A 26,489-nucleotide genomic window follows, 5' to 3' on the forward strand; every position below is an offset into this window, starting at 1 on the left:
CGGTGGTGGTGATGGTCAGCTGCTTGACGCCGGCCGGCAGGTTCAGGAAGTGGTAGCTGTAGTTGCCGGCGGTGGCGGTGAGGTTGTCCCGGCGGCAGTTCTTGTCGAACTGGCGCGGGTCGGCGATGGTGCAGACCGGGGCCTGGGAGGTCGGCAGGGTGCCGCAGTTGTCGGCCGCGCAGGCGGTCAGCCAGGTGGAGAAGTCGGCGTCGTACCTGGTGCCGATGGTGGACTTGAGCAGGGTGCGGGCGCCCGCCCAGTCACCGGCGCGGTACTTGGCGAGCAGCGCGTTGACGTCCTCGGGGTGCGACTGCAGCATGTAGCGGACGGCCAGGTATCCCCACTTGTAGACCCGGGTCGAGTTGACGTCGGCGTCGGGGGTCTGGTCGTAGACGGTGTCGAAGAGCTCGCTGAGCTTGTAGGTCTTCTTGCCGGCCTCGGCGATGGCGCCCGCGTTGCGCTCGTTGCGGTAGTGGTACGAGATGTACTCGGCGACGCCCTCGACCCACCAGATGGTCGGGGTGGTCATGCCGGCCTCGAAGTCACCGGCCATGTTGTAGCGGCCGTCGAGGTAGTGGGTGTACTCGTGGTTGAGGTTCCAGATCTGGAACTGCGGGCGCAGCCAGTCGGCCTCGTGGGCGATGAAGCGGGCCTGGTTGCCGGCCTTGCTCGGGTCGCCCTCCTCGTACATGCCACCGTTGTCGGTGTCGATGTTGTACATGATCCAGGCGTACAGCTTGTAGTTGTAGTAGTCGTCGAAGGCGACGACCTCCAGGTTGGTGTTCAGGTCGCCGGGGACCGCCCCGTTGTCCTTGATGACCTTGTGGAAGAAGGCGTCCTGGTTGATCAGGCTGGTGCAGGTGTCGGCCAGCTCGGTGGCGCTCATCTGCTGGGCGCGGACCCGCAGGTTCGCGTTGCAGGTCTGGGTGTTGACGAGGACCAGCGGGACGAGCCGGGTCGGCAGGTCACAGGTGCCGTAGTACGAGCAGTTGCCCTTGTCCGCGTCCTCCGTGAACCAGACCAGGTTCATCGTGAGCGGACCGGTGGCGCCGACCAGCGGGTAGCGGTTGATCAGGTCCTTGACCAGCGGGCGGCCCTGGGCCTTCAGCGCGTCGACGGTGAGCAGGTTGCCGAGCTGCATGCCGATCCGGGTGGCGACGTCGCCGCCGTCCAGCTGGGCGGCGTTGCGGGTGACGAAGGCGGCCCAGGTGGTGGCGACGGTCGGGTCGGCCTGGAGGGCCGCGATGAAGCCGGTGTCGCCGTACTTCAGGTCGAACCCGCCCTCGATGACCCACTCGACGTGGTCCACGGCGAGCTTCATCGAGGCCGGCCAGTTGCTGCCGTAACCGGCGAGCAGGCGCTTGACGACGCCGGCGTACCGGCCGTTCTCGTCGGCGCTGTCGATGAGGGTGACGGCCTCGTTGAGGGTGGCGCCGTTGGCCTCGGTGACGTCCTGGCTGCGCGGGGCGGCGAAGAAGGCGTCCAGCGCGCCGCGGATCGCGGTCTGCAGCGCGGTGCCGTAGGCGCCGACGGCGGCCTCGTTGTTCCCCTGCACGTAGTAGCCGGCGCGGAGGAACATCACCAGCTGGCCGATGCCCGCGCCGTTGTTGCCCGCGTAGGTGGCCGAGGCGGTGCGCAGCGCGTCGGCCACGGTGACCATCTGGGCCTCGCGGAAGACCTTCCCGGCGTCCGTCCCGGTGAGGTTGAACAGCGGGTAGGTGCAGGTGACGTCGGGGAGCGCCTTGAGCGACTGGACGAGCGCGCTGCCCGAGCCGCCCAGCACGCCGGAGAGGTTGCAGTCGACGGCGGCCGGGGCGGCCGAGAACTGCTTGGCGCTCTTCGCGGCGGCGGCCGGGGTCGGGGTGACGGCCCGGACGGGGGTCTCCTTGCCGGCGCTCTCGGAGGCGAGCGGGCGGTCGCCGGTGCCGGCGTCGGGGGACTTGGGCACCGGGATCGCCTTCGGCGCGGACGCGGCGGTGACCCCGGTGGCGGCCTTGGCCGCGGGGGAGCCCGCACCGGCCGGGGCGGCCTGGCTCTGCGGTGCGAACAGGCCGAGGGCGATGAAGAAGGCGGCGCCGAGCGCAGGGAGCCTGCGCGCGCCGGCCTTGGATATGCGGAAGGGACGCATCTGTGGGGGCCTCCGGGGCCGTTCGGGGCCGCGTGGTTGGGGGACGCGGCCACTCGATGTGTGACATGTAAAATGGCACATGTCGCATCGTGTCGGGAAGAGCCCGGACCGGGTTTGTCCACCGTCGCAACCGAAACGTTGTCAGAGGGCTGTCAGAGCGCAGGCGTGGCGGCCCTCCGGCCGCCGGGGCGACCGAGGGGCCGAGGGGTGTGCGGGCGGGGTCAGGCGGCCCGCGGGGCCGCGAGCGGCGTGAGCGCCGCGAACTCCAGCGGCGCCGACGGGTCGATCGACAGGTCGGCCGGCGCGGGCTCGGCGCCGGCCCGGACCAGCAGGTCGCCGATGGCCGCGACCATCGCCCCGTTGTCGGTGCACAGCCGCAGCGGCGGCACCCGCAGGGTGATCCCGGCGGAGGCGCAGCGCCGCTCGGCCAGCTCCCGGACCCGCGAGTTGGCCGCCACCCCGCCGACCACCACCAGGGTCCGGATCCCGTGGTCGGTGCAGGCCCTGACGGCCTTGCGGGTCAGCACGTCGGCGATCGCCTCCTGGAGCGCGGCGGCCGCGTCCGGGACGTGCGGCTCGGTGCCGGCCGCGCGGTGCGCCTCGACCCAGCGGGCGGCGGCGGTCTTGAGACCGGAGAAGGAGAACGCGTACGGGGCGTCGTTGCGGCCCGTCAGCGGGCGCGGGAAGCGCACGGCGCGCGGGTCGCCGTCGCGGGCGGCGCGGTCGATGGCGGGCCCGCCGGGGTAGGGCAGGTGCAGGATCCGGGCGACCTTGTCGAAGCACTCGCCGGCCGCGTCGTCCAGGGTGTCGCCGAGGTGGACGATCGGGTCGCGGGCGAGGTCGCGCACCAGCAGGAGCGAGGTGTGGCCGCCGGAGACGATGAGCACCACGCACGGGTTCGGCAGCGGTCCGCCGTCCAGCGTGGCGGCGGCCACGTGCCCCGCCAGGTGGTGGACGCCGTACAGCGGGACGCCGAGCGAGTACGCGTAGCCCTTGGCCGCCGCCACCCCGACCTGGAGCGCCCCGGACAGGCCCGGACCGGCCGTCACCGCCACGGCGCCGACGTCGGCCAGGGTGAGCCCGGCCCGGTCCAGCGCCTCGCGGACCACCGGCGCCATCGCGTGGACGTGCGCGCGGGCGGCGATCTCCGGCACCACCCCGCCGTAGCGGGCGTGTTCGTCCATGCTGGAGGCCACCGCCTGGCCGAGCAGCCGCCCGTCCTGCACCAGCCCGGCCCCGGTCTCGTCGCAGGACGACTCGATGCCCAGTACCACCGGCGATCCGGTCACCGTCGTCCACCCGCCCTTGCTGCTGAAAGTCCGTACCTGCAACCATTGTGCAATAGGAGGGAAGGGTGACGATCCCCGGGGTGTGAGGAATACGCAGGAGCCCTTGCTTAGTTTCTGCAACCGATACGCAATAGTGTGTTTCCGGCACGATCGTCACCGTTGAACTCGCCGAAAGGGGCCGTGTCCTGATGGGCACCTACTCGCTTCCCGACCTGCCGTACGACTACTCCGCTCTTGAGCGCGCGATGTCCGCCGAGATCCTGGAGCTGCACCACTCGAAGCACCACGCGGCGTACGTCAAGGGCGCCAACGACACCCTTGAGCAGCTGGCCGAGGCCCGTGACAAGGAGCAGTTCGGCGGTCTGGTCGGTCTCCAGAAGACCTTCGCCTTCCACCTCTCCGGCCACGTGCTGCACTCGCTGTTCTGGGAGAACCTCTCCCCGGAGGGCGGCGACCGTCCCGACGGCGCCCTCGCCGACGCGATCACCGAGCACTTCGGTTCGTTCGAGGCCTTCAAGAAGCAGCTGACCACCGCGACCGTCGGTGTGCAGGGCTCCGGCTGGGGCATCCTCTCCTGGGAGCCGCTGGGTCAGCGCCTGGTCGTCGAGCAGGTCTACGACCACCACGGCAACGTCGGCCAGGGCACCACCCCGCTGCTGGCCTTCGACGCCTGGGAGCACGCGTACTACCTGCAGTACCGCAACGTGCGCCCGGACTACGTCACCCGTCTGTGGGACGTCGTCAACTGGCAGGACGTCTCGACCCGCTTCGCGGCGGTCACGAGCGCCTGACCTTCCGGGTGAACCGCCCGTGAGCACCTGACCCGCGAGGGCGGGTGACGGAAGGCCCCCGACCGGCTACCTGCCCGGTCGGGGGCCTCTCCGTGTCACGGCGCTCCGTGGGACGCCGGGGTGCCCCCGGCCGTCAGTCCTCGTCAGTCCTCGTCGGGCGTCCGGAAGGCGTCCAGGATCCGCTGGGCCGCGAGCCCGGCCGGCAGGGTGCCCTCGCGGACCCTGTGTTCCAGGGCGGGGGCGAGCCGGCGGACCTCCGGGTGGGCGTGCAGCCGGGCGAGGAGCTGGTCGTGCACCATCGCCCAGGTCCACTCGACCTGCTGGTCGCGCCGCTTGGCGGCCAGCGCGCCGGTCGCGTCCAGCACCTTGCGGTGCTGCTGGAGCCGCTCCCAGAGGGTGTCCAGCCCGCTGCCGTCGCGGCCGGAACAGGTCAGCACCGGGGGCGTCCACGGCGCGTCCGGGGCCTGCAACAGCCTCAGCGCGCCGGCGAGTTCGCGGGCCGCCGCACGGGCCTCGGTCTCGTGCGGGCCGTCCGCCTTGTTGACCGCGATCACGTCGGCGAGCTCCAGCACGCCCTTCTTGATGCCCTGCAGCTGGTCACCGGTGCGGGCCAGACTGAGCAGCAGGAAGCTGTCCACCATGCCCGCGACCGCGGTCTCCGACTGTCCGACGCCGACCGTCTCGATCAGCACGACGTCGTAGCCGGCGGCCTCCATCACCACCATCGACTCCCGGGTGGCCCGGGCCACCCCGCCGAGCGTGCCGGAGGTGGGGGACGGGCGGACGAACGCGGCCGGGTCGACGGCGAGGCGCTCCATCCGGGTCTTGTCACCCAGGATGGAACCGCCGGTCCGGCTGGAGGTCGGGTCGACGGCGAGCACCGCGACCCGGTGGCCGAGTCCGGTGAGCATGGTGCCGAAGGCATCGATGAAGGTCGACTTGCCGACACCGGGGACCCCGGTGATGCCCACCCGGACCGCCCCGCCCGCGTGCGGCAGCAGCATCGTCAGCAGCTGCTGCGCCAGCGCGCGGTGGTCGGGCCGGGTGGACTCGACGAGGGTGATGGCCCGCGCGACGTAGGCGCGCGAGCCCTCCCGCACGCCCGTCGCGTAGCTGTCGAGGTCGATCGTCCGGGGCGCCATCGCTCAGCGCCTCAGAGCTCGTGGCCGAGGTCGGCGGCGAGCGACTCCAGGAGGTCGTAGGCGGCGTCCGGGATCACCGTGCCGGGCGGGAAGACCGCCGCGGCACCCGCCGCGTACAGCGCCTCGAAGTCCTGCGGGGGGATCACCCCGCCGACCACGATGGTGATGTCCTCCCGGCCGGCCTCGGCCAGCTCGGCGCGCAGCGCCGGCACCAGCGTGAGGTGCCCGGCCGCCAGCGAGGAGACGCCGACGATGTGCACGTCCGCCTCGACCGCCTGGCGGGCCACCTCGGCGGGCGTCTGGAACAGCGGGCCGACGTCCACCGTGAAGCCGAGGTCGGCGAAGGCGGTGGCGATCACCTTCTGGCCGCGGTCGTGGCCGTCCTGGCCCATCTTGGCGACCAGGATGCGCGGTCGGCGGCCCTCGGCCCGCTCGAACCGCTCGACCAGGTCCCGGGTGCGCTGGAGGGGCGCCGACTGGCCCGCTTCGTCTCGGTACACACCCGAGATGGTACGGATCTGGCCCGAGTGCCGGCCGTACACCTTCTCCAGGGCGTCCGAGATCTCCCCGACGGTGGCCATGGCGCGGGCCGCGTTCACCGCGAGGTGGAGCAGGTTGCCGTCCAGCGATCCGCCGCGCTGCGGGCCGGCCTCGGCGGCGCGGGTCAGCGCGTGCAGGGCGGCCTGGGTGGCGGCCTCGTCGCGCTCGTCGCGCAGGCGGCGGAGCTTCTCGATCTGCCGGGTGCGCACCGAGGAGTTGTCGACCTTGAGCACCTCGATCTGCTCGTCGCTCTCCACCCGGTACTTGTTGACGCCGATCACCGGCTGGCGGCCGGAGTCGATCCGGGCCTGGGTGCGGGCGGCGGCCTCCTCGACGCGGAGCTTGGGGATGCCCGCGTCGATCGCCTTGGCCATGCCGCCGGCGGCCTCGACCTCCTGGATGTGCTGCCAGGCACGGTTGGCGAGGTCGTGGGTGAGCTTCTCGACGTACGCCGAGCCACCCCACGGGTCGATGGCCCGGCAGGTGCCGGACTCCTGCTGGAGCAGCAGCTGGGTGTTGCGGGCGATCCGGGCCGAGAAGTCGGTCGGCAGCGCGAGCGCCTCGTCCAGCGCGTTGGTGTGCAGCGACTGGGTGTGGCCCTGGGTGGCGGCCATCGCCTCGACACAGGTGCGGGCGACGTTGTTGAACACGTCCTGGGCGGTCAGCGACCAGCCGGAGGTCTGCGAATGGGTGCGCAGCGAGAGCGACTTGGCGTTCTTCGGGTCGAACTGCTTGACCAGCTTGGCCCAGAGCAGGCGGGCCGCGCGGAGCTTGGCCACCTCCATGAAGAAGTTCATGCCGATGGCCCAGAAGAACGAGAGGCGCGGCGCGAACGCGTCCACGTCCAGCCCGACGTCCAGTCCGGCCCGCAGGTACTCCACGCCGTCGGCGAGGGTGTAGGCCAGCTCCAGGTCGGCCGTGGCCCCGGCCTCCTGGATGTGGTAGCCGGAGATGGAGATCGAGTTGTACCGGGGCATCTTCTGCGAGGTGTACGCGAAGATGTCCGAGATGATCCGCATCGACGGCTGCGGCGGGTAGATGTAGGTGTTGCGGACCATGAACTCCTTGAGGATGTCGTTCTGGATGGTCCCCGCCAGCTTCTCGGGCGGTACCCCCTGCTCCTCGGCCGCGACGATGTACAGCGCCAGCACGGGCAGCACCGCGCCGTTCATGGTCATCGACACCGACATGCGGTCCAGCGGGATGCCGTCGAAGAGCTGGCGCATGTCGTAGATGGAGTCGATCGCCACGCCCGCCATGCCGACGTCGCCGGTGACGCGCGGGTGGTCGCTGTCGTAGCCGCGGTGGGTCGGCAGGTCGAAGGCGACCGAGAGGCCCTTCTGACCGGCGGCCAGGTTCCGGCGGTAGAAGGCGTTGGACTCCTCCGCGGTGGAGAAGCCCGCGTACTGACGGACCGTCCACGGCTGGTTGACGTACATCGTCGGGTACGGGCCGCGCAGGTACGGGGCGATACCCGGGTAGGTGTCCAGGAAGTCCAGGCCGGCCAGGTCGGCGGAGGTGTACAGCGGCTTGACGCCGATGCCCTCGGGGGTGTCCCAGAGCAGCTCGTCGACGTCCTTGCCGGTGGCCTGCCGCCAGGCGTTGCGCCACTGGCCGTCGGTGACGTCCGCGCCGGCGTCCCCGTCCAGCCCGATTCCGGTGAAGTCGGGGATCATCACGCCACTCCGCTTTCGTCGAGGCTTTCCACGGGGATCTCGTCGGTGATCCGGTCCAGCAGGGCGGTCAGGGTCGCGACGGCGTCGCCGCCCGCGAAGACGAACTCGTCCACCCCGGCCGCCAGGTACGCCTCACGCTGCTCGCCGGGCCGCCCCGCGAGCAGCACCCGCTGCGCGCCGGCCGCCTTGAGCGCGGCGGCGACGGCCTCGGCCCGCTCGCCGTACAGTGCGTCGCTGGAGCAGAGGCAGGCGACCCGCGCGCCCGAGGCGGCGAACGCCTCGGCGAACGCGGCGGGTTCGGTGCCCTCCACCGAGGTGGTCGCGATGCCGCCGGCCTGGAACAGGTTGGCGGCGAAGGTGGTGCGCGCGGTGTGCGCGGCGGCGGAGCCGATCGAGGCGAGGAAGAGCCCGGGCCGGGCGCCGGTGGCCGCGAGGTACGCGTCCGAGCGGTCCCGCAGGGCCTCGTACGCCTCCGCGCGGCGCACCCTCGGCAGCCCGCCGCCCGGTGCGGCCGGGGCCGGCTCGCGGACCGGCGACTGCTCGCCCAGGTTCGGGAACTCGCTGACGCCGGTGACCGGTTCGCGCCGCTTGGCCAGTCGCACCGAGCGCTCCGCCCAGGTGGCCGCGATCCGCTCGCCGACCAGCCCGGACTCCAGTGCGGACCGCAGCCCGCCGGCGCGCTCGATCTCCTGGAACCACTCCCAGGCGGCGTGCGCCAGCTCGTCGGTCAGCCGCTCCACGTACCAGGAGCCGCCGGCCGGGTCGACGACCCGGGCCAGGTGCGACTCCTCCAGGAGGATGGACTGGGTGTTGCGGGCGATCCGGCGGGCGAAGGCGTCCGGCAGGCCGAGCGCGCTGTCGAACGGCTGGACGCTCACCGCGTCCGCCCCGCCGACCCCGGCGGCCAGGCAGGCGATCGTGGTGCGGAGCATGTTCACCCACGGGTCGCGGGCGGTCATCATCACCGCGGAGGTGACGGCGTGCTGGCGCTGTGCGGAGGACTCCGCGGCGGCGCCGGACACCTCGGCGACCCGGGACCAGAGCCGGCGCGCGGCCCGGAACTTGGCGATCGTCAGGAACTGGTCGGCGTCGGCCGCGTAGCGGAACTCCAGCTGGCCCAGCGCGGCGTCCACGGACAGCCCGGCGCCGGTCAGCGCACGCAGGTAGGCGACGCCGGTGGCCAGCGAGGCGCCGAGCTCCTGCGCGGGCGAGGCGCCGGCCTCGTGGTACGGCAGGGCGTCGACGGTCAGTGCGCGCAGGCCCGGGTAGTCCCCGGCGCAGCGGGCGGCGAGGGCGGTCGCCGCGGCGAGCAGTGCGTCGGTCCGTCCGGCCTCCCCGGTGCGGGCCTGCAGACCGAGCGGGTCGGCGCCGAGGTTGCCCGCGGCGGCGCTGGGGGAGACCTCGCGAACCTGGTAAAGCTGGAACAACTGTTCGGCCGCGTCCGGGAATTCGGGCCCAGCGTCGAGCACCACACCGGCCAGGTCGAGGTAGACGCCGGTCAGCGCCTCGGGCAGCGAGGCGACCGGCAGGCCGTTCCCGCCGAGCTCCAGCCAGAGCGAGCCTCCGCCGTGCTCCAGGTCGGCCAGCACCGCCTCGTTGGTCCGCCGGGCGTCCGGATGGGCGTGCCGCTGACGGATGTCCCAGCCCGTGACCGAACAGCCCTGGGGCCGGCTGCCGCGGACGAACGGCGGGAAGCCGGGGAGGCCGGGGTCGGCGGGGCCGTCCTCGGCGGTGTACAGCGGGCGGGCGCGCAGCCCGTCCTGGAGTGCGGTGGTGAGCGCCTGCTCGGCCGCTGCGCCGTCCGCGTGCTGCGCACCGGACTTGCGCAGCACACCCTCGACGAGGGTCTGCCACTGCTCTCGGTGTGCGGCCGGGAACTCGGCGGCCAGGGGGAGCCCTTCGGGCGGGACCGTCATGCCCGCAGGTTAGCGCTCCGTGGCAAGGCGTAGCAGGGGTGGATGGTGTGACCTTGCCCTCGCTGTGCACTCTGTTGCACTAACGGTGCCGCCGGTGTCACCGGGGCGGCGCGACGGGCTTGCCGCTGCTCCGCCCGCCACCCGCCCGCCACCCGCTCACCGATGGCCTACCGGCGGCCCACCACCCGCTCACCGCCCACCCGTCACTCGCTTACCGGCCGGTTACCGGCGGCTTGCCGCGCGCTTGCCACCCGCTTGCCACGGGCCCGCCCCGCTGCGGTCGGGTTCCCCGCCTCGCTCCGTCCTACTCCGTCCGGATCCGGCGTCCGCGGCGGCCGGCGCGCGGCGTGGCGGCGAGCGCCGGCGCGAGCGCGAGTCCGAGCGCGGCGAGCAGCAGGCCCGCCGCGACCGCGAAGGTCACGCGCATGCCGGTGGCGACCGGGCCGGGGGCCGCGGTCGCGACGTCGGAGGTGGCCGAGGCGAGGGTGAACACGGCGCCCATCAGGGAGGCGCCGGTGACCAGGCCGAGGTTGCGGGACAGGTTGAGCAGGCCGGAGACGACGCCCCGGCGGTCGGCGGGGACGTCCGCCATGGCGCCCGTGTTGTTGGCGGTCTGGAAGAGCGAGTAGCCGGCGGTGACGACGGCGACCGGCACGAGGTAGCCCGCCACGCCGAGCGAGTCCGGCAGCAGGGCGACGGCGAGCGCGCCGGCCGACGCGGCCGCCAGGCCGGCCGCCGTGGTGCGCGGCGCGCCGAACCGGTCGGTGATCCGCCCGGCCGGGATCCCGGTCAGGGCGGCGACCAGCGGGCCGGCCGACAGGGCGAGCCCGACCAGGGCCGCGTCCAGCCGGAGCGTCCGGGCGAGGTAGAAGGGGCCGACCACCAGCGTCGCCATCATCACCGTGGAGACGAGGGCACTCATCGCCAGGCTCGCGCTCAGCCGCCGGTCGCGCAGGACGCCCGGGCGGACCAGCGGCGCCGCCGCCCTGGTCTGGGCGAGTCCGAAGAGCACGACGCCGACGGCCGCCGCCGCCAGCAGGGCCAGGTTGAGCACGCCGAAGTGTCCGCGGCCGAGGGTCATGGCGAGTGCGTAGGCCCCGAGCGTCAGGGCGAGCAGCAGTGTGCCCAGGTGGTCGAAGCGGGCCCGGGCGGCGCCGGACGCCGTTCGGTCGGCCGGGTCGGCCGGCAGGTGGCGACGGGCGAGCAGCAGGGCCGTCACCCCCAGCGGCACGTTGACCAGGAACACCGCCCGCCAGCCGGGACCGGCGAGCAGCACGCCGCCCAGCGTGGGGCCGAGCGCGGTGCCCACCGCGGACATCGTGCCCAGCAGCCCCATGGCGCGGCCGGTCCGCTCCTTCGGGACGATCCCCCCGACGAACGCCATGGTGAGCGCCATCATGACGGCCGCGCCGAGGCCCTGCGCCGCCCGGGCCACGACCAGCAGCCCGAGGGTGGGGGCCAGACCGCACAGGACGGAGGCGGCGGTGAACAGCAGCAGGCCGCCCAGCAGCAGCCGCCGCCGTCCGACGAGGTCGCCGAGCCGGCCGACGGTGACGATCAGCGTGGTGACGGCCAGCAGGTAGGCGAGGACGACCCACTGCACGGCCTGGAACGAGGCGCCGAACGCCTGGGCCAGGGTCGGGAGGCCGACGTTGGCGATGCTGGTGCCGAGCGAGGACAGCAGCATGGAGAGCGAGAGGCCGGCGAGCGCCCACCGGACGGAGTCCGCCCGCGTCGCCCGTCCGGCCGTCGCCGGACTCTGTCCCGCGTCTGTGGTGGTCAACCCGAACTCCGTTCTCCGCGGCCCGGGGTGGGGCCGTCCCGTGGCCGCTGCGCGGCACACGTGGGGGAGCGTGCTCCGGGCGCGTCGGGGTGGCAAACTTTGTTGCCGGTTCCGGGACGACGGAGGTGGGAAGCGCGGATGGACGAACCAGAGGGCTACCGGGCGGTGCTCGACGAGGTGGCGCCCCGGCTCCGCCGGCTGCGGGAGAAACGGGGCATCACGCTCGCCGCCCTGTCGGAGACGACCGGCATCTCCAAGAGCACGCTGTCCCGGCTGGAGTCCGGCCAGCGGCGCCCGAGCCTGGAACTGCTGCTGCCGCTCGCCGGCGCCTACCGGGTGCCGTTGGACGAACTGGTCGGCGCCCCGGAGGTGGGCGACCCCCGGGTCCGGCTGACGCCGCGTGCGCTGCCGAACGGCGGGACGGTCGTCCCGCTGACCCGCAGCCCGGGCCCGCTCCAGGCGTACAAGCTGGTGATCGTCGACCGTGGCACCGAGCCGGACCTGCGGACGCACGAGGGCTACGAGTGGCTGTACGTGCTGGACGGCCGGCTGCGGCTGCTGCTGGGGGAGCACGACGTGGTCCTCGGCCCCGGCGAGGCGGCCGAGTTCGACACCCGGGTTCCGCACTGGTTCACCAGCGCGGACGGGCGCCCGGTGGAACTGCTCAGCCTGTTCGGGCGGCAGGGCGAGCGGATGCACGTCCGGGCGAGGCCGAAGGTCTGACGGCGGGCCGGCGGACCGGCGGGCCGGATGCGCCCCCCCGCCCGCCGACGGGGGCCGGCCATGGCGGGATCAGCGGCGCATCCGCCGGACGAGGTCCCCGGCCGCCGCCGACCAGTGCGGGTGTTCGAAGCCGAACCCCGCGTCGAGGAGCCGCCTGGGCACCACCGCGCGGCTCTTGAGGAGCAGTTCGGTGTCCGAACGCAGGGCGAACGCGCCGACCTCGGCCATCCAGCGGGTGGCGGGCAGGCCGATCGGGACGCCCTTGGCCCGCCGGAGGGCCCGCATGAAGGCCCGCTGCGACAGCGGGGCGGGCGCCGCCAGGTTGACGGGGCCTTCGAGGTCGTCACGCTCGATCAGGAAGCGGACGGCGCGGACGAGGTCCCGGTCGTGGATCCAGGACATGTACTGGGTACCGCCGTCGATCGGCCCGCCGAAACCGGTCCGGGCCAGCCTGACCAGCTGCTCGAAGGCACCGCCGCGGTCGGGGCTCATCACCATGGCGCAGCGCAGCGCGACCCGCCGGGTCGCGGGCGTCGCGGCGTCGGTCTGCTCGCGCTCCCAGGCGCGCGCGATCTGCACGCTGCGGTCCCAGGACCGGGGGGCGCCCGGCTCGCCGCCACCGAGCGGGCCGGCCTCGTCGTGCGGGGCGCCGTAGGTGTGGGGGTAGATGGTGGCGGTGCTCATCTGGAGCCAGACCCGGGGCGGGCGCCGGGCGCCGGCGACGGCCCGGCCGACGGTCCGGGTGGAGTGCACCCGCGAGTCCATCATGTCGCGCTGGTTCTGCTCGGTGTAGCGGCAGTTGACGCTGCGCCCGGCGAGGTTGACGACGGCGTCGGCGCCGTCGATCACCTCGGTCCAGCGGCCCAGGGTGCGGCCGTCCCAGTAGATTTCCCGGTCGCGCCGGGGCTGCCTGGTCAGGACGAGGACCTCATGGCCCTCGGCGGTCAGCGCCCGGTCCAGGATGCGTCCGACCTGCCCGGTTCCCCCGGGTATGACGATCTTCATCGAGTTCCCCCTCGGTGTGGTTCGCGGCCAGCGTAGCGAGATATGTGAACGCGTTCAAAACGGTGTCCGCCGCGCCCCGTGGCCGAGGGAAAATCGATGGTCCGCGAGCCCATCGCGGTGATACGGATGGCGCGTACCCGACCCGCGCGGACCCCCGCACCCGGATTCGCGCCCGGGCCCGCACCGGGGCCCGCACCCGGACCCGCACCGACCGAGAAGAGGGCCTGCCTCCGATGTCCGTCCCCACCGCCACCGACTGGTCGGAGGTCTGTGCCCGTGACTTCGCCGTCCCGGCCGGCCGCCCGCTGGACGCCCTCGTCGACGAACTCGCCGCGGCCCTGGCCGACCCCGACCCGCTGGTCCGGGACGGTGACCCGTACGCGGTCCTCGGCACCTGGATCGAACGCGACGTGGTGGCCGGTGAGCTGCGGACCGCCCTCGGGCACCGGATGGCGGCGCGGTTCGGCGACCCGGCGATCGAGGCGCGGAGCTTCGCCGCCCTCGTCCTCGACATGATCGTCTCCCGGGGGGACCACGACCCGGCCTGGTTCGGGGCCTTCGCCCGCTGGTACCCGGCCGAGACCGACCTGCGAGGCCACCACCCCGAACTCGGCTGGCTGCACGCGGCCGCGCACGGCGCCGACCTGCTCGGCACGTTCGGCCGGCACCCCGCCGTCGCTCCCGGGCCGGTGCTCGACCTCGCCGCGGCCCGGCTGCTGGCCCGTACCGACCACCTGTTCGGCCAGCGCGAGGACGAGCGGACGGCGACCGGCGTCGCGCGCACCCTCACCAGGCCGGAGCTGACCGAGAAGGAGTGCGTCGACTGGGTCGAGCGGTCGGCCGCCGCCCTCGCGGACCACCGGCGGGGCCCGGCCCCGGCCTGGGTGTCCAACTGCGCGCGGACCCTGCGGGCGCTGCTCGTCCTCGCCCGGACCGGGGTGCGGGCGGCGGGCCCGGGCACGCCGCTGCTGCCGCTGGCCCACGGCCCCGCCGTCACGGACACGCTGCTGCGGGCGCTGGGCCCGGTCTGAGGCCCGCTCCCCGGTTGCTCCTCCGGCCGGCCCGGCGGCCGGAGGAGCAACCGGGCCGGGCATCCGGATCGGCCGTCCGGACCGGGCATCCGAGCGTTGGCCGGAAATGTGTCCGATTTCGTGGAACTGCGGCTGCTCCCCGCCCGACTGGTGGACCGGACCTCGGCGCGGTCGCCCGTGCCCGTCCTGCCCGTCCGTTCGTCTGCCCGTCCAAGGAGTGCTCGCGCATGTGCGGAATCACCGGCTGGGTGTCCTTTCATCAGGACGTCCGCCACAGCGCCCCCGTCATCGAGGCGATGACCGCCACCATGGCCCTGCGCGGCCCCGACGCCGGCGGCGTCTGGCTCGGTCGTCACGCCGCTCTCGGTCACCGCCGCCTCGCCGTGATCGACATCCAGGGCGGTGCGCAGCCCATGGTCGACCGCCGGGACGAGCCGGGTGTCGTCCTCACCTACAGCGGCGAGGTCTACAACCACCACCAGCTGCGGGCCGAGCTGACCGCCAAGGGTCACCGCTTCGAGACCCGCAGCGACACCGAGGTGGTCCTCCGCGCCTACCAGGAGTGGGGCGACGCCCTGGTCGACCGGCTGGAGGGCATGTACGCCTTCGGCATCTGGGACGAGCGCAACCAGCGCCTGCTGCTCGTCCGCGACCGGCTCGGCGTCAAGCCGCTGTTCTGGGCCGAGGTCGACGGCGGTCTGGTCTTCGGCTCCGAGCCGAAGGCGCTCTTCGCCCACCCCGACGTCACGCCCACCGTGGACGCCGACGGCCTGCGGGAGGCGTACAGCCTGCTCTTCAACACCGGCCCCACGGTCTGGGCCGGCGTCCGCGAGGTCCACCCCGGCGGCCTGCTCGTCCTCGACCGCGGGGGCGTCCGCGAGCGCCGTTACTGGGAGCTGACCGCCCGTCCGCACACCGACGACCTCGACGTCACCCTGGAGCAGATCGGGTCGCTGGTCAACCGCGCCGCCCGGGCCCAGCTGGAGGCGGACGTCCCGCTCTGCAGCCTGCTCTCCGGTGGCCTCGACTCCACCATCGTCACCGCCCTGGTCGCCGACGAACTCCGGCTCCAGGAGGGCCCGCAGGCCAAGCTGCGCTCCTACGCCGTCGACTACAGCGACCAGGCCGAGGAGTTCACCGGCGACGTGCTGCGCACCGGGCACGACACCCCGTTCGCGGCCGAGGCCGGAGCCTTCATAGGCAGCGACCACTCGACCGTCGTGCTCGACCCGCGCACCCTGCTCGACCTGGAGCACCGCCGGGCCGTGGTGATCTCCCGGGACTCGCCGATCGGCGTCGGCGACATGGACACCTCGCTGTACCTGCTGTTCGGCGAGATCCGCAAGCACTCCACGGTCGCCCTCTCCGGGGAGGCGGCGGACGAGGTGTTCGGCGGCTACCCGTGGTTCCACAACCCCAAGGCGCTCGCCGCGCAGACCTTCCCCTGGCTGCTCGTCACCGGCGACGAGGCGGCCATGCCGATCAACCCGGACCTCGCCGCGCACCTGCGCATCGGCGAGTTCCGCGACGACACCTACAGCGCCGCGCTCGCCGCCGTCCCGCACGTCGACGGCGAGACCCCGACCGAGCACCGCCAGCGCGAGATGCAGCACCTCTCGCTGACCCGCTGGCTGCGCCAGCTGCTGCACCGCAAGGACCGCCTCTCGATGGCCCAGAGCCTGGAGGTGCGGGTGCCCTACTGCGACCACCGCCTGGTCGAGTACGCCTTCAACACCCCCTGGGCGATGAAGAGCTACGACGGTCGGGAGAAGAGCCTGCTGCGCGCGACCGGGCAGGGCATCGCCCCGGACTCGGTGCTCTGGCGGCCGAAGAACCACTACCCGGCCACCCACCACGCCGACTACAACAGCGGCCTCCAGCGGCTCGCGCGCGAGGCGCTGGACGCGCCGCACGTGCGGGACATCGCCGACGAGACGGTCATCAAGAGCAGTCTGGACACCCCGGCGGACCAGCTGGAGTGGGGCCACCGGCTCCGCCTGGAGCGGGTCGTGGACCTGGCCCTCTGGCTCGACCACCACCGCCCGGCGCTCGCCGTCTGAGTGCCCGCCCGAGAGCCGAGCGCCCGCCCCCGCCGCACCCGGGGGCGGGCGCTCCTCGTTGCGCGCCCGGCCTGCGCGCCCCGCGCGTCTTCGCCCCGCGCAACCGCGCCACCCAACCGCCCCGGGTTCGGCAAGTCCTCTACAGAGATGTAGATTCAATTGCTCCGGCCGGGTCGGCCCGCTCCGGAGACCGGTCGGGCGTAGAACGGACGGGACCGCCGGAGGTCCCGGACGCCCGGAGCGCACACCGAGGCCGGGCCGGGGCCCACCGAAGGCGGGCCGGGTCGTTCCGAGGAGGACGCGGATGCCTGACGATCCCCGCCACGGCCCGCTGGTGGCGATGCTGCTGGCGCTCACCGTGGTCACCGGACTGGTCGACGCGGTGAGCTACCTCGCCCTCGGCCACGTCTTCGTCGCCAACATGACCGGCAACGTGGTCTTCCTCGGCTTCGCACTGGTCGGTGCACCCGGGCTCTCGGCCTCCGCCTCGCTCGCGGCGCTCGCCGCCTTCCTGGCCGGTGCGGTGTCGGGCGGCCGTCTCGCCGAACACCGGCCGGACCACCGAGGCCGGCTGCTGGTCACCACCGTCACCGTGCAGGCGGTGCTGCTGGCCGGCTGCACCGTGGGGGCGGCCGTGTTCGGCCACACCCACGACCCGGTCCGCTACACCCTGATCGGCGTGCTGGGCTTCGCGATGGGCCTGCAGAACGCCGTCGTCCGGGCGCTGAAGGTCCCCAACCTGACCACCACCGTGCTGACCATGACGCTGACCGCCCTGGCCGCGGACCGCGCCGGGGCCCGCCGTCTGGCCTCCGCCGGCTGGATGTTCGCCGGAGCGCTCGCCGGGTCCGCCCTCGTCCTCGGGCCCGGCGTCCCGGCGGCGCTCGCGGCGGCTCTCGTCCTCGTCCTCGCGGTCGCCGCCGCCACCCACCGGGCCGGCCGCCTCACCCCGCCGTGGACCCGGCCCGGGGGCGCCGCCCCCTGACGGGCGTTCCGCCTCCCGCCCCGCAGGCGCCCGCCTGCGCCGCCGCACGGTGGACGCCGCCCGCACCGCCCGTCCCGTCGGCCCCGTCCGTTCGGTCCGCGTCGTCCGTTCGGTCCGTGCCGCTCGGGTCACCCGGGTCGCTGGTCCGGTGCGCCTCGATGCGGGAGCGCTCGGCCGCCGGCAGCGAGCCGACCACGTCCTCGACCGTGCGGTGGGACAGCTCCGCGAACGCGCGGACCCACTCCATGAGTCCGGCGTCCGACTCGACCACCGGCCGCCGCCGACCGGCCGACCGCGGGCCGGTCGCGCGGGAGCCGGTCACCGCGGTGGCTCCGCCGCGTCCGGGACGGCCAGGAAGGCGTCCAGCTCCGCCCCGTACCAGCGGTCGGTGCGGCCCTGGGGCGTCATGCCGAGGCGTCGGCACACGGCGGCCGAGCGGTCGTTGCCGGGCCGGACGACGGCGTGGATCGCGCGGAGGCCGTCGGCGAAGCCCTTGGCCAGGGCGGCGCGGGCGGCCTCGGTGGCGTAGCCGTGGCCCCAGGAGTCGGGGTGGAGGTGCCAGCCGACCTCGACCTCGCCGTCACCGTCGGGCAGCGGGGCGAGCAGGACCGTGCCGACGACCAGGCCGGTGTCCCGCCGCTCCAGGGCCCACGCGCCGTAGCGGGGGTCGGTGGAGCGGGCCCGCAGCCGGTCGATCAGCGCGGGCGCCTCGTCGGGGGACTCCAGCGCCCGCGGGGTGGCGCCGAGCCAGCGCGCGACCTCCCAGCGGGAGTACAGGTCGAACGCGCGGTCGGTGTCGGCGCCGGTCCAGAGCCGGGCGGTCAGACGGTCGGTGACGAACACGGTGCTCCTCAGTCCTCCTGCGGCTGGTTGGCCCGGCCGCTCCAACGGGGTTCCCAACGGGCCCAGGACCGCTGCCAGTCGCGGTCGGCCCGCCGGGCGAGCGCGCGCAGTCGCAGGGCGAGCGCGACACCGATCAGCGTGGCCAGGGTGGTGGAGCCGGCCAGGCCGGTGCAGACGGCGGCGACGGTGAGGCCGATCCGGGTGTCCGGTGCCCTGGCGGGCTCGCCGGCGTCGTCCACCCAGAGGGTAACGGTGGGCCTGGTCAGGGTGGTGCGCGGCAGTTCGACGGTGCCGGTGTGCAGGCGGCCGTCCGGAGCCGCCCAGGCGGTCGAGACCTCCACCCGGTTCTCGTAGCCGCCGGCCCATCGGCTGTTCGCCGGCGGCTCCGGCACGGCCTTGCCGAGCACCGCGGCCTCGACCCGGTGCAGCCGGCCGCGTTCGGTCTGGGCGGTGCCTGCGGCGGTGCGGTAGCCGACCAGGGCGGCGGCGACGACACCGGCCACTCCGAGGGCGAGGGCGAGCGCGGCGGCGAGCCAGGCCCGGCTGCGGGCCCGGTCGACGGGGCGGATGAGCGGTTCGCGGGGGTCCGCCGAGCGGCCGAGGGCCCGACGCAGCTGACGGCCCACCCGCCGGGGCGGCGACACGGGCCGGGCCGGGCGGGGTGTGGTGGACACGATGCGTGCTCCTCACGGCTGTTGGCGCTGTTCGGCCCCCGTCGGAACCATTTTCCAGCTCCGGCCCCCGTGCACAAGAGCCGTGCGGCCCCACCGGGCCCGGGGACCTGCCCGCTCGTCCGTCGCCCGCGGGTGTCCCTCGGCCGCTGCCTCCGCTCCCCGCCCGCCCGGCCCCGGGGTGGTCGGGTCACCTCCCCGTGAGCATCAGCATCCGTACCAGCGAGACCACCCCGACGGCGATCGGCACCGCGTACCACCACGGGCGCAGCAGACCCCACCGGACGAGGTGCACGGTGCCCCAGTCGGTGAGCCAGGAGCCGATGTGGGCGCACATCGCGGGAACCCCGGCGGCCGTGACGCTCTCCTGGTCCCAGTGCCCGTCGGGCGGCCGGACGAGGAAGGACTTCAGCAGGAGCCAGGCCGTCAGCAGGTTGCCGGCGACGAGCAGGCCCCCGAGGAGCGCGAGGGCCACCCGGTCCACCCCGTCCACCCGGTCCACCCCGTCCACCCCGTCCGCCTGCTTCTCGCGCTCCCCGTCCGCGCCCGCCTTGACCGGCGGAACGCCCTCGCCGTGCCGTCCGGTTCCGTCCCGGCCCTCCGGTGCCATCCGCGCCACCCCCGTTCCCCCGGTTCCGGCCCGGTGGGGGCGGGAGCCGTCCCCCGTTTCCCCGGGAGGACGGTCCGCCGTCCCCGATCGGTTCTGGGCCTCCGTCAGGCCGCCCCGGGCGCCGTCCTGAACGCCACCCCGGGCCGCGGGACCGGAGCCCCGGCCCCGGCGTCGGCCCGGGAGAGCGCGCAGGACCGGGACGTTCGGCCCTCGGCCGGGGCGGGGGCGAGGGGGCAGGCTGTCGGTGACCGCGTCCTCGTCGTGCCGGGACGCGGAGGTCCGGCCCGCTGTGGGGGCTCGCCGGGCCGCCGTGCGGAGCGGAGGGCGGTGTGGGGCCGCCCTCCGCTCACGTCTGCCGCCGAAGCCGACCTGCCACCGGAACCTCCGCCCCCTGAGGCGTTCTCCCAGCTCGGCGCCGTATTCTCCCCAGCTATACACTCGGAGTATACGTCGGGTGTATGGTCACCCCATGAGTGTTCCTTTGACCCTTCTCGGGCTGCTGGAGCGGGAACCGAGCCACGGCTACGACCTCAAGCGCGACTACGACGCCTTCTTCGGGCGCGGCAAGCCCCTGCCGTACGGTCAGGTCTATGCCACGCTCGGCCGGTTGGCGCGGGACGGCAAGGTCGTGGCCGGCGAGGCCGAGCCCGGCGACGGCCCCGAGCGCAAGCGCTACGTCATCACCGACGCGGGGGTGACCGAGTTCGAGCACTGGCTCACCGAGCCGGTCGCCCCCGAACCCACCCTGCAGTCGGTGCTGTTCACCAAGGTCGTCCTCGCCCTGATGCTCGGCCGCGACGCCGAGGAGTACCTCGACACCCAGCGCGCCGCCCACCTGCGCCGGATGCGCGAACTGACCGAACTGCGCCGGACCGGCCCGCTGATCGACGGCCTGCTCGCCGACCACGGCCTCTTCCACCTGGAGGCGGACCTCCGGTGGATCGACCTGACCACCGCCCGCCTGGACGCCCTCGCCGCGGAGGTACGCGCATGAGCCCGCTGATCGAAGCCCGTTCCGTCGAGCTGGCCTTCGGCGAGACCCCCGCCCTGCGCGGCGCCGACCTGTCGGTCGAGGCCGGCGAGGTGCTGGCCGTGATGGGCCCGAGCGGCTCCGGCAAGTCCACCCTGCTGCACTGCCTGGCCGGCATCCTGGTGCCCGACGCGGGCGAGGTGCACTTCGACGGGCAGCGCATGGACACCATGAACGAGGCCCGGCGCAGCGCCCTACGGCGGGACCGCTTCGGCTTCGTCTTCCAGTTCGGCCAGCTCGTCCCCGAACTGACCGCCGAGGAGAACGTCGCCCTGCCGCTGCTGCTCAACGGCGTCCGCCGGGCCGCCGCGCTCGCGGAGGCCCGTCCGTGGTTCGCCCGGCTCGGCCTGGACGGCATGGAGCGCCGCCGGTCCGGCGAGCTGTCGGGTGGTCAGGCCCAGCGGGTGGCCCTCGCCCGCGGCCTGGTGACCCGTCCGCAGGTGCTCTTCGCCGACGAGCCGACCGGCGCGCTGGACTCGCTCACCGGTGAGCAGGTGATGGAGCTGATGGTCGACGCCGCCCGCTCGCAGGGCACCACCGTGGTCCTGGTCACCCATGAGGCCCGGGTCGCCGCCTACGCCGACCGCGAGGCGGTCGTCCGCGACGGCCGGGCCAGGACCCTCTCCTCCGGCCCGGCGCCGGGCGTCGCCGCAGGGCGGGCCGCCTCGTGATCGCCTTCGCCCTCCGGCTCGCCGTCGGCGGCGGCCGTGCCGCCGCCGTCCGACTGCTGACGATCACCGCCGCGGTGGCGATCGGCGTCGGACTGCTCCTCTCGACGCTGGCGAGCATCAACGCGGTCGAGAAGTCCAACGACCGCGCGCTCTGGCTCAACTCCGCGGCCGCGAGCCGGAACGAGACGGCGCCCGTCGACCCGCTCCGGTGGCGCCACAGCGCCGAGTACTACGACGGCGAGGAACTCCTCCACGTCGAGGTCGCCGCCACCGGCCCGACCTCGCCCGTCCCGCCGGGGGTTCCCGCGCTCCCGAAGGCCGGCGAGTACTACGCCTCGCCGGCCCTGGCGAAGCGGATCCGCGAGACCCCGGCCGTGCAGCTGGGCGACCGCTTCCCGGGCCGGCTCGCCGGGGAGATCGGCGCCGCGGCCCTGCCGTCCCCGGACTCGCTGCTCGTCCTGGTCGGCCGGAGCCCCGAGGAGCTCGCCGCCCGGCCGGGCGCCCGGCAGTTCACCACCATCGCCACCGCCCTGCCGGCCGGCTGCGACGGCAACGAATGCCCGGGCGCGGGCGTGCGCGGCGACGCCATGACGCTCATCCTCTCCGTCGTCGCGGGGGCGCTGCTCTTCCCCGTGCTGGTCTTCATCGGCACCGCGACCCGGCTCTCCGCGGCGACCCGGGAGCAGCGCTACGCCGCGATGCGCCTGGTCGGCGCGACCCCGCGCCAGATCACCGTGATCTCGACCGTCGAGTCCGCCGTCGCCGCGGCCGCCGGAACGGTGCTCGGCTTCGCCGCCTACCTGCTGCTGCGCCCGCTGGTGGCGACCGTCCCGTTCACCGGTCGGCGCTTCTTCCTCGACGACCTCTCGCTCACGCCCGTCCAGGTGACGGCCGTCCTGCTGGGCGTCCCACTGGTCGCGGCGGCCGCCGCCCGGCTGGCGCTGCGCCGGGTCACCGTCTCCCCGCTCGGCGTCTCCCGCCGCGTCACCCCGAAGCCGCCGACGGCCTGGCGGGTCGTGCCGCTGGTCGCGGGACTCGTCGAACTCGGCTGGTTCGTCGGCCGCCGCCCGCAGTCGACCGACGGGCAGACCGCCGCCTACCTGACCGGCTTCCTGGTGATCATGCTCGGACTGGTGGTCGCCGGACCCTGGCTGACCATGGCCGCCGCCCGGCTGGTCGCCGTCCGGACGAGCCGCCCGGCCACCCTGATCGCCGTGCGGCGGCTCGCGGACGATCCGAGGGCCGGGTTCCGCTCGGTCGCCGGCCTGGTGCTGGCCCTCTTCGTGACCACGGCGACCGTCGCCATCATCGGCACCATCGACGCCAACCGCGGTGTGCTCAGCGGGGACCCGGGGACCCGGGTCGCGGTGGAGCACGGCGTGCTGGACGACGGGCCGCCGATGACCGCCGCCGTCCCGGACCGGGTGCTGGCCGCACTGCGCGCCGTCCCGGGCTTCAAGGGGCTCGTCGTGGCGCACGCCAACCCCGACGGCGTGGGCCGGGACCCGGAGGACCCGCGCGGCTGGGAGCCCGTCCTGACCCTCTGTTCGGAACTCGCCACCACCCCGGTGGTGGGCCACTGCGCAGCCGGCGCGGGCGTGGCCGCCGTCCCGCACCACGGCCTCCTCGACCTGCGGTCCCGGACGGGGACGCAGTGGCCGACCGTGCCGCTCTCCGTGGAGGAGGTCGCGAAACTGCCCGTCAACGCGCTCTACGTGACGACCGACGGCTCGAAGGCGGCCATGGAGCAGGTCCGCACCCTGCTGTCCCGGGCCTTCCCGGACCAGGTCGCGCGGATGGTCGACGACTGGGGCTCCAGCCAGCAGCAGCAACTGGCCGGCTGGCGCCAGCTCGCGGACGTGGTGCTGCTCACCACCCTGCCGATCGCCGGGTGCAGCCTGGCGGTCAGCGTGGTGGCGGGGCTCTCCGACCGGCGCCGGCCGTTCGCGATGCTCCGGCTCACCGGTGCGCCGCTGGGGCTGTTGCAGCGGGTGGTCGGTCTGGAGAGCGCGCTGCCGCTGCTGGTGGTCGCCGCGGTCTCCACGGGGACGGGCTTCGGCGCGGCGGCGATGTTCCTCAAGTCGCAGATGGGGTACGACCTGGTCTCCCCGGGAGCGGTGTACTTCGTCCTCGTCGTGCTGGGGCTCGCGGCCTCGCTCGGGATCATCGCCTCGACGCTGCCCCTGCTGAAGCGGATCACCGGCCCGGAGGCGGCCCGCAACGGCTGACCGCCCCGGACCGCGGCGCCCGCACCGGGGTCCTTCGCGCCCGTACCCCGTCCCCGTCCCCGTGTCAGGTCACCGGCCGGGGACGGGGTACGCGTGCGTCCCGGCCCGCCGGACGTCGCCCAGCTCCGGGCGCCAGCTGCCGAGGACCAGCGCGGACGGGTAGAACATCGGGCCCGGCAGCGCGTCCAGCGGGAACCGCTCCCAGCCGCCGCAGGCGTGCGGCTCGGTGACCACGGCGTCGGCCAGGCTCGGCGGGGCGAGCACGGCCGCGGTCACCCGGGGGCGGCCCAGCTCGTGGTCGAGCAGGACGGCGAGCACCCGCATCTCCTCGGCGGGCAGCACGATCCCGGTCTCCTCGGCGAGTTCGCGCGCCGCGGTCTGCTCGAAGGACTCGCCGCCGTCGACCTTGCCGCCGGGCAGGCTCCAGGTGGGCGGCTCGCCGGCGGTGGTCCGCCGGCCGAGCAGCACCCGGCCGTCCCCGGTGGGCACGATCACCCCGGCCCCGAGCATCGGTGCGGTCGTCAACTGCTGTTCCTCCCCGTGGGTGCTTCCGGAGGGTGGGCCCGCGGGCGTCACCAGGCGGAGCGGTCGAAGTCCTTCAGGAAGACGCCGTACAGGTCCTCGCCCTGCTCGCCGCGCACGATCGGGTCGTAGACCCGGGCCGCGCCGTCGACCAGGTCGAGCGGGGCGTGGAAGCCCTCCTCGGCGAGCCGCATCTTGTCCGGGTGCGGGCGCTCGTCGGTGATCCAGCCGGTGTCGACGGCGGTCATCAGGATGCCGTCGTTCTGGAACATCTCCTGCGCGCTGGTGCGGGTGAGCATGTTCAGCGCGGCCTTGGCCATGTTGGTGTGCGGGTGGCCGGCGCCCTTGTAGCCGCGCTGGAACACGCCCTCCATCGCGGAGACGTTGACCACGTACTTGCGCCGGGACGGCGAGGCGGCCATCGCCGGGCGGAGCCGGCTGATCAGGATGAACGGCGCGGTGGAGTTGCAGAGCTGCACCTCCAGCAGCTCGACCGGGCCGACCTCGCTGACGGTCTGCACCCAGCTGTTGGTGTCCGCGAGGTCGGGGACCAGGCCGCCGGCGTCGATCGCCGTGCCCGCCCGGATCCGCTCGGGCGTCGCCGAACCGGTGAGCAGGGCGAGCGAGGTGACGTCCTCGGCGGAGATCCGCTCGCCCCCGCCGCCGGCCTGGTGCGGCAGGGCCGGCAGGTCGACGCTGCCGCTGCCGAAGCGGCCGATCGTGGTGGACTGCGGCAGCATGCCGGCCGGCAGCGGAGCCGACTCGGCGGCGAGCAGCTCGCGGTAGGACTCCGGCGGGCGGCGGACCGTCTGCGCGGCGTTGTTGATCAGGATGTCGAGCGGGCCGTCGGCGGCGACCTCGTCGGCCAGCGCCATGACCTGGGCCGGGTCGCGCAGGTCGATGCCGACGACCTTGAGCCGGTGCAGCCAGTCGGCGCTGTCCGGCATCGCGGTGAACCGGCGGATGGCGTCGTTCGGGAAGCGCGTGGTGATCGTGGTGTGCGCGCCGTCGCGCAGCAGCATCAGCGCGATGTACATCCCGATCTTGGCCCGGCCGCCGGTGAGCAGCGCGCGCTTGCCGGTGAGGTCGGCGCGGGCGTCGCGGCGGGACCGGTTCTTGACGGCGCAGTCCTGGCAGAGGTTGTGGTAGAACGCGTCGACCTCGGTGTACCGCTGCTTGCAGATGTAGCAGGAGCGGGGGCGCTCCAGGATGCCGGCGATCTCGTTGGTGGTGACGGTGGTCAGGCCGAAGGCGCCGGCGGTCTCGTCGTCGATCCGGGTCGGTGCGCCGGTCGCGGTCTTCGCGGTGACCTCGCGGTCGTTGGCGGTCTTCCGGGCCCGGGTCTCCTGCCGGCGGCGCTGCTTGAGCGTGCGGAATATGCCGCCGACGGCCTGGCGGACGGTGATCGCGTCCGGGTGGTCGACGTGCATCCGGTCCAGTTCGGCGATGACGTCCAGGCAGAGCTTCAGCCGCTCCGGGTCGAGGCCGGGGCCGTAGTCGATCTCCTCGGCGGTCCCGGTGCCGTTGTCCTGCTCGATGCCCACGCCCGCCGTCATGCCTGTTGCCGCTTCCCTGGTTGCTGTTCGCCGTTGCTGTTCGCCACCGCCGTTACCGCGTGAATGCTACGGGAGCGGCCCCGGCCGGGGCGAAACCCGGGAACCTTGGAGGAACCTCCAAGCAGGGTCCCCGTTCGGTGATCATGGCTTGTGCGGTGCACCAGCAAACGGGGTCGAACTGGCTTTTGGCCGCGGGGTGCCGGAGAATCGAACGTTGGGTGCAGGGGCGCCCGAGTGCGCCCTGCGGCTGTGCCGCACCCGCACCCGAGGTGTCATTTCTCCCAGCCAGAGAGCCCCGTTTCATGCGCTTCCTGAACGACCTCACGCCGTCGTACGACCTGACGTACGACGACGTCTTCATGGTCCCCAGCCGCTCCGCAGTGGGCTCCCGACAGGGTGTCGACCTCTCCTCGAACGACGGCACCGGCACGACCGTCCCGCTGGTGGTCGCCAACATGACCGCCATCGCCGGCCGCCGGATGGCCGAGACCGTCGCCCGCCGCGGCGGCCTGGTCGCCATCCCGCAGGACATCCCGACCGAGGTGATCGCCGACGTCATCGGCTGGGTCAAGCGCCGCCACCTGGTGCACGACACCGCCCTCACGCTCGGCCCCGGCGCCACCGTCGCCGAGGCCCTCTCGCTGCTGCCCAAGCGCGCCCACGGCGCGCTCGTGGTCGTCGAGGACGGCCGGCCGGTCGGCGTCGTCACCGACTCCGACTGCCAGGGCGTCGACCGCTTCACCTCGCTCGTCGACGTGATGTCCCGCGAGCTGCTCCTCCTGGACGAGGGCATCGACCCGCGTGCCGCCTTCGACAGGCTCAGCGAGGCCCACCGCAGGCTCGCCCCCGTCGTCGACGCCGAGGGCCGCCTGGTCGGCATCCTGACCCGCAAGAACGCGCTGCGCGCCACCCTCTACACCCCGGCCGTCGACGCCGCCGGCAACCTGCGGGTCGCCGCCACCGTCGGCATCAACGGCGATGTCGCGGGCAAGGCCAAGGCCCTCCTGGAGGCCGGCGCCGACACCCTGGTCGTCGACACCGCGCACGGCCACCAGGAGTCGATGATCAGCGCGCTGCGGGCCGTCCGCGGCCTGGACCCGCAGGTCCCGATCGTGGCCGGCAACGTCGTCTCGGCGGTCGGTGTCCGCGACCTCGTCGAGGCGGGCGCCGACATCCTGAAGGTCGGGGTCGGGCCGGGCGCGATGTGCACCACCCGGATGATGACCGGCGTGGGCCGTCCGCAGTTCTCCGCCGTCCTGGAGTGCGCCGCCGAGGCGCGCCGGCTCGGC

At 74.1% G+C, this 26,489-nt stretch carries 22 protein-coding genes; 9 read left to right on the top strand and 13 right to left on the bottom strand.

The genetic code is table 11. From position 1 onward, the window contains the following. On the bottom strand, positions 1 to 2,128 hold a 2,128-nt coding region (locus tag PUR56_RS09735; protein ID WP_329948573.1), incomplete at its 3' end, for a collagenase. 221 nt (positions 2,129 to 2,349) lie between these two features. Continuing rightward, on the bottom strand, positions 2,350 to 3,402 hold the full coding sequence (tsaD, locus tag PUR56_RS09740; protein ID WP_329948587.1) for a tRNA (adenosine(37)-N6)-threonylcarbamoyltransferase complex transferase subunit TsaD: 1,053 nt from the start codon (positions 3,400 to 3,402) through the stop codon (positions 2,350 to 2,352). 203 nt (positions 3,403 to 3,605) lie between these two features. On the opposite strand from tsaD, the gene PUR56_RS09745 reads away from it, so the two are divergent. Further along, positions 3,606 to 4,208, top strand: a complete 603-nt coding sequence (locus PUR56_RS09745) for a superoxide dismutase (RefSeq protein WP_329876732.1) — start codon at positions 3,606 to 3,608, stop codon at positions 4,206 to 4,208. A 143-nt stretch (positions 4,209 to 4,351) separates the two neighbouring features. Here PUR56_RS09745 and meaB read toward each other — a convergent pair whose 3' ends face one another. From meaB to PUR56_RS09765, 4 genes are all read right to left on the bottom strand, one after another. After that, positions 4,352 to 5,350: a methylmalonyl Co-A mutase-associated GTPase MeaB gene (gene meaB / locus PUR56_RS09750; protein ID WP_329876730.1), complete on the bottom strand. Its 999-nt coding sequence runs from the start codon at positions 5,348 to 5,350 to the stop codon at positions 4,352 to 4,354. Positions 5,351 to 5,361: 11 nt separating this feature from the next. Continuing rightward, on the bottom strand, positions 5,362 to 7,566 hold the full coding sequence (scpA, locus tag PUR56_RS09755; RefSeq protein WP_329876728.1) for a methylmalonyl-CoA mutase: 2,205 nt from the start codon (positions 7,564 to 7,566) through the stop codon (positions 5,362 to 5,364). Next, the gene (locus PUR56_RS09760) at positions 7,566 to 9,482 is read right to left on the bottom strand and encodes a methylmalonyl-CoA mutase family protein (RefSeq protein WP_329948574.1); all 1,917 of its coding nucleotides are present in this window, start codon (positions 9,480 to 9,482) and stop codon (positions 7,566 to 7,568) included. The genes scpA and PUR56_RS09760 overlap by 1 nt, the downstream gene beginning before the upstream one ends. A gap of 304 nt (positions 9,483 to 9,786) precedes the next feature. Next, positions 9,787 to 11,265, bottom strand: a complete 1,479-nt coding sequence (locus PUR56_RS09765; protein ID WP_329948575.1) for an MFS transporter — start codon at positions 11,263 to 11,265, stop codon at positions 9,787 to 9,789. 138 nt (positions 11,266 to 11,403) lie between these two features. Here PUR56_RS09765 and PUR56_RS09770 point away from each other — a divergent pair, with 138 nt between their 5' ends. Beyond that, positions 11,404 to 11,988 (top strand): helix-turn-helix domain-containing protein, encoded by a 585-nt coding sequence (locus PUR56_RS09770; protein WP_329876721.1) that lies wholly within the window; start codon positions 11,404 to 11,406, stop codon positions 11,986 to 11,988. 69 nt (positions 11,989 to 12,057) lie between these two features. Here the strand turns inward: PUR56_RS09770 and PUR56_RS09775 are convergent, their stop codons facing one another. Beyond that, a complete protein-coding gene (locus PUR56_RS09775; RefSeq protein WP_329948576.1) occupies positions 12,058 to 12,993 on the bottom strand; it encodes a TIGR01777 family oxidoreductase in 936 nt (311 codons plus the stop codon). A gap of 233 nt (positions 12,994 to 13,226) precedes the next feature. Here PUR56_RS09775 and PUR56_RS09780 point away from each other — a divergent pair, with 233 nt between their 5' ends. The 3 genes from PUR56_RS09780 (at position 13,227) to PUR56_RS09790 (ending at position 17,069) form a co-directional block, all read left to right on the top strand. Continuing rightward, positions 13,227 to 14,024, top strand: a complete 798-nt coding sequence (locus PUR56_RS09780; protein ID WP_329948577.1) for a DUF2785 domain-containing protein — start codon at positions 13,227 to 13,229, stop codon at positions 14,022 to 14,024. A gap of 227 nt (positions 14,025 to 14,251) precedes the next feature. Beyond that, positions 14,252 to 16,084, top strand: coding sequence for an asparagine synthase (glutamine-hydrolyzing) (gene asnB, locus PUR56_RS09785; protein WP_329876715.1), 1,833 nt, complete (start codon positions 14,252 to 14,254; stop codon positions 16,082 to 16,084). A 304-nt stretch (positions 16,085 to 16,388) separates the two neighbouring features. Next, positions 16,389 to 17,069, top strand: a complete 681-nt coding sequence (locus tag PUR56_RS09790; protein WP_329948578.1) for a YoaK family protein — start codon at positions 16,389 to 16,391, stop codon at positions 17,067 to 17,069. Here the strand turns inward: PUR56_RS09790 and PUR56_RS09795 are convergent. The 4 genes from PUR56_RS09795 to PUR56_RS09810 form a co-directional block, all read right to left on the bottom strand. Then, positions 17,029 to 17,391, bottom strand: coding sequence for a hypothetical protein (locus tag PUR56_RS09795; protein WP_329948579.1), 363 nt, complete (start codon positions 17,389 to 17,391; stop codon positions 17,029 to 17,031). The genes PUR56_RS09790 and PUR56_RS09795 overlap by 41 nt on opposite strands. After that, positions 17,388 to 17,912 (bottom strand): GNAT family N-acetyltransferase, encoded by a 525-nt coding sequence (locus tag PUR56_RS09800; protein WP_329948580.1) that lies wholly within the window; start codon positions 17,910 to 17,912, stop codon positions 17,388 to 17,390. The genes PUR56_RS09795 and PUR56_RS09800 overlap by 4 nt, the downstream gene beginning before the upstream one ends. Positions 17,913 to 17,920: 8 nt before the next feature. Continuing rightward, complete coding sequence (locus PUR56_RS09805) at positions 17,921 to 18,586, bottom strand: Rv1733c family protein (RefSeq protein ID WP_329948581.1); 666 nt, start codon at positions 18,584 to 18,586, stop codon at positions 17,921 to 17,923. Between the two features lie 187 nt (positions 18,587 to 18,773). After that, complete coding sequence (locus PUR56_RS09810; RefSeq protein ID WP_329948582.1) at positions 18,774 to 19,193, bottom strand: hypothetical protein; 420 nt, start codon at positions 19,191 to 19,193, stop codon at positions 18,774 to 18,776. Positions 19,194 to 19,662: 469 nt separating this feature from the next. Between PUR56_RS09810 and PUR56_RS09815 the strand changes: the two genes are divergently transcribed. The 3 genes from PUR56_RS09815 to PUR56_RS09825 are packed head-to-tail and all read left to right on the top strand — an operon-like array spanning position 19,663 to position 23,122. Then, complete coding sequence (locus tag PUR56_RS09815) at positions 19,663 to 20,187, top strand: PadR family transcriptional regulator (protein ID WP_329948583.1); 525 nt, start codon at positions 19,663 to 19,665, stop codon at positions 20,185 to 20,187. Further along, positions 20,184 to 20,894, top strand: a complete 711-nt coding sequence (locus tag PUR56_RS09820) for an ABC transporter ATP-binding protein (protein ID WP_329948584.1) — start codon at positions 20,184 to 20,186, stop codon at positions 20,892 to 20,894. Before PUR56_RS09815 ends, PUR56_RS09820 begins: the two co-directional genes overlap by 4 nt. Then, complete coding sequence (locus tag PUR56_RS09825; RefSeq protein ID WP_329948585.1) at positions 20,891 to 23,122, top strand: ABC transporter permease; 2,232 nt, start codon at positions 20,891 to 20,893, stop codon at positions 23,120 to 23,122. Before PUR56_RS09820 ends, PUR56_RS09825 begins: the two co-directional genes overlap by 4 nt. 69 nt (positions 23,123 to 23,191) lie before the next feature. On the opposite strand, the gene PUR56_RS09830 is transcribed toward PUR56_RS09825, so the two are convergent. Together PUR56_RS09830 and PUR56_RS09835 are read right to left on the bottom strand one after the other, a co-directional pair. Further along, complete coding sequence (locus PUR56_RS09830) at positions 23,192 to 23,647, bottom strand: nucleotide triphosphate diphosphatase NUDT15 (protein ID WP_329876697.1); 456 nt, start codon at positions 23,645 to 23,647, stop codon at positions 23,192 to 23,194. Positions 23,648 to 23,694: 47 nt separating this feature from the next. After that, the gene (locus PUR56_RS09835; protein WP_329876695.1) at positions 23,695 to 25,200 is read right to left on the bottom strand and encodes an SDR family NAD(P)-dependent oxidoreductase; all 1,506 of its coding nucleotides are present in this window, start codon (positions 25,198 to 25,200) and stop codon (positions 23,695 to 23,697) included. Positions 25,201 to 25,502: 302 nt separating this feature from the next. Here PUR56_RS09835 and PUR56_RS09840 point away from each other — a divergent pair. Beyond that, positions 25,503 to 26,489 (top strand): GuaB1 family IMP dehydrogenase-related protein (locus PUR56_RS09840; protein WP_329948586.1); only part of this gene is annotated, 987 nt, incomplete at its 3' end.

It is taken from the genome of Streptomyces sp. BE303 (genome assembly GCF_036290945.1).
Lineage (GTDB): Bacteria > Actinomycetota > Actinomycetes > Streptomycetales > Streptomycetaceae > Kitasatospora.